We start from the raw sequence: 6,423 nt of genomic DNA on the forward strand, positions 1-6,423 counted from the left end.
GAGCAGAACCCGATGTGCCACTGGGTCGATGGACAGTGTCTCTGCACAGGGCTTATAGGGACAGAGGCTGATGGTATGATGGGATCAGCACAGCCGGAGGAGTGACGAAAGTGTACCAGACACCTCAGGCTCATTGATGGACCCGGAAGAAGAGGCGTTACGGAGTCGTTGGTTCCGCAATTCTGGATCGTCTCGGTAAAACATCCGGAAACACATCAGCGTCTCCACGAGATTCAGATCATGCGGGCAGAGCGAGGTCTTCTTATCACCCTGGAGGGGATCGATGGCGCTGGAAAGACGACCGTAGCAGGGGTGCTCCAGAAGAGGTTTCCGGATTTTGTTTTCACCAGAGAGCCGACTGATGGCTCCTTTGGGAAACTGGCCAGGAGCACAGAGGAGCCGCTCGAGCAGCTCTTTTTATTCATGGCAGATCATGCGAAACACCTTCGCTCATGCATAATCCCGGCCATCAACCGTGGCGAAGTCGTGGTATCCGACAGATACATGGACTCGCGCGCAGCTTACCAGGGCGCTCTTCTCAGGGAAACGATCTCTATCGATTGGATATACGATCTGCACAGGCCATGGTCGCTGATGCCTGATATGACTCTGCTCTTCCGGATAGATCCCTCGGTGGCCCTGGAGAGATGCACGAATCGCGGCGCGACCTCGATCTTCGAGAGGGAGGCCATTCTGAGAGAGGTCTCCAAAAACTTCGATATCATTGCTTCGAGGGAACCTGAGAGGTTCGTCGTAATTGATGCGGAACGGGAGCTCGCAGAGGTGGCGGAGCATGCAGCCTATGAGATCGAGAGGCTCATCCGGCGGAGGGGCCGTTAATCCGCTTTTGCCTCCCCGCCAGAGCGTCTGTAGCGCATCAGGAGCGCACGAATCTATCTTTTGCAGCGCCACACTGCGGGCACTTCCAGTCTGCGGGAAGCTCATCGAACGGCGTCCCTGGCTGGATCCCCTGACTCGGATCTCCGACCGCTGGATCGTACTCGTAGCCGCAGACCGTGCATCTGTATTTTGGAGATTCTGATGCGCCTGTACCTACAAGCGTCAGCGCGCCGCTCCGCTCCTCAACCCCTCCTGTCGTGTACTGGGACTCCTCCGAGAGGGCCGATATGATGGCCTCCGCGAACTCCTCAGACGAATCGGGGTCCCTGCCCGTAATTATCGCTCCATCTCTGACAACCGGCTCGTCTGTGTAGTTCACATTCTTCTGGATCAGATACGTGCTGTCCGCACATGTCGCATTTCTGTTCGTCAGCAGCCCTGCGCTCGCGAGTATGTTCGGAGCCAGACAGATCGCTGCCACGATCATTCCCCTGTCATATGCTCTTCTGGCCAGGTTCACATAATCGCTGTCCTGATGGAGCTTCAGCTCATCTATGCCGATTCCACCGACGAAGACGACTGCTCTGTACTTTGAAAGATCCGCATTTCTGATGTCCACATCTATCGCCACGCTCTCACCTCCCATGGAGGTGGCGGTGGCGGCGCCCTTCGATGCTACATCCACATCCAGCCCCCTCTTCTCGAAGGCCTCCTTCGGGATGTTCAGCTCCCTCTCCTGGTAGTTTTTAGGAGCAACAACCATCAGGATGCTGCCGCTGAGATTGTAAAGCCCAGTTGTATCGCTCGGCACGTGCGAGTCCAGCAGCTGAGATGTGTTCAGCGTCTGAACGGGAGCGGGCCCATCTGTCTCGTATTCAGTCTCGTCTTCTGTGAGATCGGTGCATGGAACGAGCACGAAGTTTCCGGCGAACGTCAGGATCCCGAGCGTGTAATAGCATGTCGGACGGTACCACTCTGGGTTATTCGGATCCAGGCTTATTACGCTCCCCAGGGTCGTCTGATAGTACTGAGCTCCGCCCGTCACGCTGATATCGAGTGGATAAACTGTATCGCATACCGGGCACATCCAGCATGATTCTGTACCTGACATCTCTCCAGATGCAGATACGGTAAGAGCTGCCATGACGGCCAGACATAGAAGAACATATCTCATGAGAGGTCCTCCTGAATGGGCAGTCATCCACGATTCGAATCAGCGAATGTCGCAGCTTCACGTATTCGATCGCGTCGTAATGCTCTCTCAGGGAATTATTCAGAGCATACAGAGTCACAGCCGCCTCAGCACTGCGGCCTACCTGAGAGAACAGAGCTACTGCCTGCTTCTCTTGGGGAGATCAAGATACATATACTTTTTGGATTTTTGCATCTTCTCCAGGTGGTGCGGTTTACGGCCTGTTTTCAGATGCATGTCATGTGCCGCAGGCGAGGATGCGTGGCAAAGGGATGAAAACCCCGCATGCGACAAGCAGAGGCGTGCCAAAAGGATGAAAGCTTCAAGGTCAGTTTTGTCCAGAAAAGCCCGACACAGGAGGTTAACCCATCATCTCATGCTTTCATGGTAGCGCTTGAGGATATGTCAGCAGCTGGTATAACAGAGAGGCAGTTATGCCTTTGGCGTTTGAACGAGATATGGGCTGTCGTATCACCTGCCATAAGCAACGCTTATCTTCATGCAGCACAATAGAAATTTTTATGCTCAGGATAGAGATATCAGAAAACTCAGGGGCCGAGGAGCTGGCCCCCATCGCAATCGCCATAAACGAGATACTGAATCTTCCCGTCACCATGAGAAGCGCCGGAGCCAGGGGGGTGAGGGTGGAGAGGGGCAGGGTGGTGGATGACGACTACACAGGCCCTGTCCTGGAGGATGTTCTCAGATCCGGAAGGGCTGTGAGAACGATACCCTCCAGCGGCGCCTTCAAGGGAATTCCGGTATCTGTCGCGCCGATCAGGCTCGGAGATCGTGTCATTGCTGCTGTCGGCGTTGTCGATGTTGTTGGCACGATTGACATACCCGAGATCTTCGGAGCGTACGTGGATGTCGTGAGACAGGTCTCGGAGCACAGGAAGCCCTGAAGAAATGCGGATCCGCAGAGCCTGCATGGATGATCTCGACAGGATCGTGGAGATAGAGAGGCTCTGCTTTCCAGAGGAAATTCTCTTCACAAGAGGCCTCTTCTCATTTCTTTTGAGAAATGCGACAGCCATTGTCGCATGTGATAACGAGGAGATCATGGGCTTTGTGGTAGGGTATCTAAGCGGCAGGACAGGCGTGATATATACGCTCGATGTGCATCCTGATCACAGACGGAAGGGAGTGGGATCAGCGCTGCTTGATGCCATCGAGAGGGATATGAAGGCAGCTGGTGCGAAGCGGTTCAGGCTCGAGACTGCGATCTCGAACACAGCTGCGCTGAACCTCTACCGAAAAGCTGGATATGTCGATGGGGAGGTGCTCAGGAACTACTATGGTTACGGTAAGGATGCCGTCAGGCTCTGGAAGGAGGTGTGATATGCTGGCTGCGTGTATGTTTCTTGTATGCGTGATTTTGAGCATGTTCTGCTGTGATGCGGGCGCAGAGACTGTCACCCTTGGGCCATTGAGTATTTACATCGACATGAGCTGCGTGCCGGATCCGTATGTTGTGACCCGTGGGGAGATCGAGGAGATGCATGAGTCTTTCAATTGCACAGTCTACTCCACCACCATCGGACATGCGAATGATGTCATTCTGGAGCTTCACAGGCTTGATCGAGAGATGAACGTGAGCGTGGAGAGGATGATTCCGTTTGCCGAGCATCTTCTCCCCAGGGGATGGAGCACAGAGCATGGTGATTTTGAGGTGGATGGCCATGAAGGAGTTCTCATAAATGCGACAGATCTCTACTATCCGAAGATGCGCCTGATATGCTTCAGCCCTGATGGCGACGACGGCTGGGGGTGTGAGATAATCGTCGCCCGCTCCACGGTATGGGGCAACCGCAGCATCGATCTCTTCAGATCGATACGGGTGCTGTAGAGATCAGCGTCTCCTATGCAGGTTCAATATTTTCGGCGATGCAAGCCAGACCTCGCGCACAATCTGCCGACCCATCTCGGCTGAGGGCCTCTCCGCCATCATCCGATCCGGTTAAGTACCCGCTCACACAAGATGTTCTCATGCGATACAGGAACGTGTGCGACAGGGTATATGCGGTTGGAGGCCCTGGCATCTCAGGCGGCGACGACTGCTGCGTATATCTTGTTGACTGTGGTGATGATCTTGCTCTTATAGATGCTGGACTCGGGAGGAGTGTGGATAACATCCTGAGAAACGTCCAGTCTGCGGGATACGAGCCGTACTGCATAAAGTACATCATAGCTACACACTGCCACATCGATCACATCGGGGGTATAGCGCCGATTGTGAACCTCTACGGGCCGAAGGTCATTGCGCATGAGCTGGACCGGCGGGGCATAGAGGAGGTGCATGATGATCTCACTGCCGCAGACCTCTACGGCGTTGAATACACGCCGACGAAGGTCGATGTATCCCTGAAGGGGGATCATGAGGTGATCCGCATAGGAGATCTCGATTTCCACATGATCCACACGCCAGGCCACACTCCAGGATCCATATCGCCCTTCATCGACACACAGGATGGCAGGGTACTTTTCGGCCAGGACATTCACGGGCCGTTCTCCCCGAAATGGGGCTCGGATCTGGCGAAGTGGAGGGAGTCGATGGCAAAGCTGCTATCGCTGAATATCGAAGTGCTCTGCGAGGGGCATGCAGGAGTCTATAAGGGGGAGAAGGCGAGAAGGTACATCGAGTCGTACCTCAAAAGATACGGCCAGCCTCACAGCACTTTCCAGAAGAGATGAAGCGCCTGCTATATCAGGAAGAGCAGCTGGCTTCTCTCGCTCTGCTCAAAATGGTTAAGACCTATGAGTGTAAAAGTTCGCACGTGGAGAGGGTGATGTGATCGAGCTCGGCATGCTACTGCTGCTGATTGCAGTCCTGATCGGCCTGACCGTGATAATGAAGTCTCTAAGGACGTTTGTTGTCAACGCGCTTATAGGCCTCTTCGTCCTGTACCTGGCGAATGCAGCTGCGGGTCTCGGCATAGGGTACGACTGGCCTGTTGTCCTGATATGCGCGTTTGGCGGAGCGCTCGGCGCCCTGATGGTGATAGCGCTTCACATCATGGGATGGGCGTTCTGAAAGTCTCTCTACACTTCTCACAGAGCGGGCTGGATCTCCAGGAATAGCCAGTAAACCGCCAGGTTCGCTGCTGTGAGCGGAATCCCCACTTTCACGAACTCCATGAATGTTATCGTGGCTCCGTCCTTCTCTGCGTTCTGAATGATTATGACGTTGCTCGCGGCTCCAAGTATCGAGAGGTTGCCAGCTATGGTGCTGCCAGCAGCCAGCGCAACCATAGCCTGTGCGGTCGCTCCGATCTGATTGAGCACCGGCAGGTACAGGGCGACGAAGGGCACATTCGAGACCAGCTGGCTCAGTGTGACGCTCAGCCCGAGGACCATGGGTATGGATGCGATTTCATTGCTGTCTAGATCCAGCGACCCCTGGATGAAGCCAGACCTCCACACGGCCTCCATGAGAACGAACATCGATGCGAAGAATATCAGCGTCTCCCAGTCGATTCCCTTAAGTATCTCCGACCTGCGGTTGCTCAGGAGGATCGGGAGAGCTGCTGCCACCGCGATGTATGTCAGCCTGAACGATTCTCCAGCACCCCAGATCACGGCTCCCATCTTCAGCAGTATGAGAATTACTATCACAGCGAGAGAGATCCTGCACAATCGCGCGAGATGCTCATCCCTGATTGCATCATTCGCATGTATCAGAGCCAGCCTCCGGAACTCGTTCCTGTAAAAGGCCTTCATCAGAAGATATACGATGAAGAGGTTGATGCATGTCGGTATGAAGAGATTGCCGAAGAAGTCTGCAAATGGGTTCTCAAGACCGCCGTCGATAGCTATGAGCAGGTTCTGCGGGTTCCCGATCGGGCTCATCGCGCTTCCTATCGTCACCGCGAATGCCAGCGAGAGAAGCATGAGCTTTGGCGAGACTCTGTGGAGTCTGGAGAGGTAAAGCACCACGGGGGTGCCTATTATCGCTATGGTGTCGTTCATGAGAAACGCGGAGAGCATGCCCATCCCGAAAAGCAGTACTACGATAAGCTTATCTGTGCTGTCTGCCCTGCCGAAGAGCCTGTTTGTGAGATGGAAGAGATAGCCGCTCTGGCGCATCGCCTCCCCTACTATGAACATGCCTGCGAGAAACACCATGACGTCGACGTTGATCGATCTTATGGCATCCACAGGGGATAGCTCGCCTAGCGCGACAACTGCAATTGCTCCCCCTGTCATTATCTGCCATATCTTCAGACTGAGCCCGCCGACCTGCCTGAACGCTATGAGTACGAGCACTAGAATCAGAATCAATGGTGAGATCAACTGTGGATCATCCTGAGCCAGCGAAGTTCTGGACAGAACTCACCTCTGCGTGTCTCATGCTATATATCCTTTACTCCAGCAGGTGCGCTGTAGAGTCC

Annotated in this window: 8 protein-coding genes and 1 pseudogene; 6 read left to right on the plus strand and 3 right to left on the minus strand. The window is 54.4% G+C overall.

What is annotated here, in order from left to right:
- Nucleotides 1–240 precede the first annotated feature (240 nt).
- Nucleotides 241–840, plus strand: a complete 600-nt coding sequence (gene tmk, locus NQU42_RS07960) for a dTMP kinase (RefSeq protein ID WP_296610494.1) — start codon at nucleotides 241–243, stop codon at nucleotides 838–840.
- Between the two features lie 37 nt (nucleotides 841–877).
- On the opposite strand, the gene NQU42_RS08380 is transcribed toward tmk, so the two are convergent.
- Both NQU42_RS08380 and NQU42_RS07965 read right to left on the minus strand, forming a co-directional pair.
- Nucleotides 878–1,066: a rubredoxin gene (locus tag NQU42_RS08380; RefSeq protein ID WP_366070314.1), complete on the minus strand. Its 189-nt coding sequence runs from the start codon at nucleotides 1,064–1,066 to the stop codon at nucleotides 878–880.
- A gap of 69 nt (nucleotides 1,067–1,135) precedes the next feature.
- A pseudogene (locus NQU42_RS07965) lies at nucleotides 1,136–2,041 on the minus strand (DJ-1/PfpI family protein); the annotation flags it as partial.
- Between the two features lie 512 nt (nucleotides 2,042–2,553).
- On the opposite strand from NQU42_RS07965, the gene NQU42_RS07970 reads away from it, so the two are divergent.
- The 5 genes from NQU42_RS07970 to NQU42_RS07990 all read left to right on the plus strand — a co-directional run bounded on the left by NQU42_RS07970 (nucleotide 2,554) and on the right by NQU42_RS07990 (nucleotide 5,066).
- Nucleotides 2,554–2,937, plus strand: a complete 384-nt coding sequence (locus NQU42_RS07970) for a DUF2111 domain-containing protein (protein ID WP_296610497.1) — start codon at nucleotides 2,554–2,556, stop codon at nucleotides 2,935–2,937.
- 25 nt (nucleotides 2,938–2,962) lie between these two features.
- Entirely contained in the window at nucleotides 2,963–3,373 is a 411-nt protein-coding gene (locus NQU42_RS07975) for an N-acetyltransferase (RefSeq protein WP_366070311.1), read from the plus strand.
- Nucleotides 3,330–3,881: a hypothetical protein gene (locus NQU42_RS07980; protein WP_296610500.1), complete on the plus strand. Its 552-nt coding sequence runs from the start codon at nucleotides 3,330–3,332 to the stop codon at nucleotides 3,879–3,881. The genes NQU42_RS07975 and NQU42_RS07980 overlap by 44 nt, the downstream gene beginning before the upstream one ends.
- Before the next feature lie 140 nt (nucleotides 3,882–4,021).
- A complete protein-coding gene (locus tag NQU42_RS07985; RefSeq protein WP_296610502.1) occupies nucleotides 4,022–4,726 on the plus strand; it encodes an MBL fold metallo-hydrolase in 705 nt (234 codons plus the stop codon).
- A gap of 97 nt (nucleotides 4,727–4,823) precedes the next feature.
- Nucleotides 4,824–5,066: a pro-sigmaK processing inhibitor BofA family protein gene (locus NQU42_RS07990; RefSeq protein ID WP_296610504.1), complete on the plus strand. Its 243-nt coding sequence runs from the start codon at nucleotides 4,824–4,826 to the stop codon at nucleotides 5,064–5,066.
- Nucleotides 5,067–5,083: 17 nt separating this feature from the next.
- On the opposite strand, the gene NQU42_RS07995 is transcribed toward NQU42_RS07990, so the two are convergent.
- Nucleotides 5,084–6,298: an anion transporter gene (locus NQU42_RS07995; RefSeq protein WP_296610505.1), complete on the minus strand. Its 1,215-nt coding sequence runs from the start codon at nucleotides 6,296–6,298 to the stop codon at nucleotides 5,084–5,086.
- Between the last annotated feature and the right edge of the window lie 125 nt (nucleotides 6,299–6,423).

It is taken from the genome of Methanothrix sp., from assembly GCF_024518575.1.
In the GTDB taxonomy this organism is placed as follows: domain Archaea; phylum Halobacteriota; class Methanosarcinia; order Methanotrichales; family Methanotrichaceae; genus Methanothrix_B.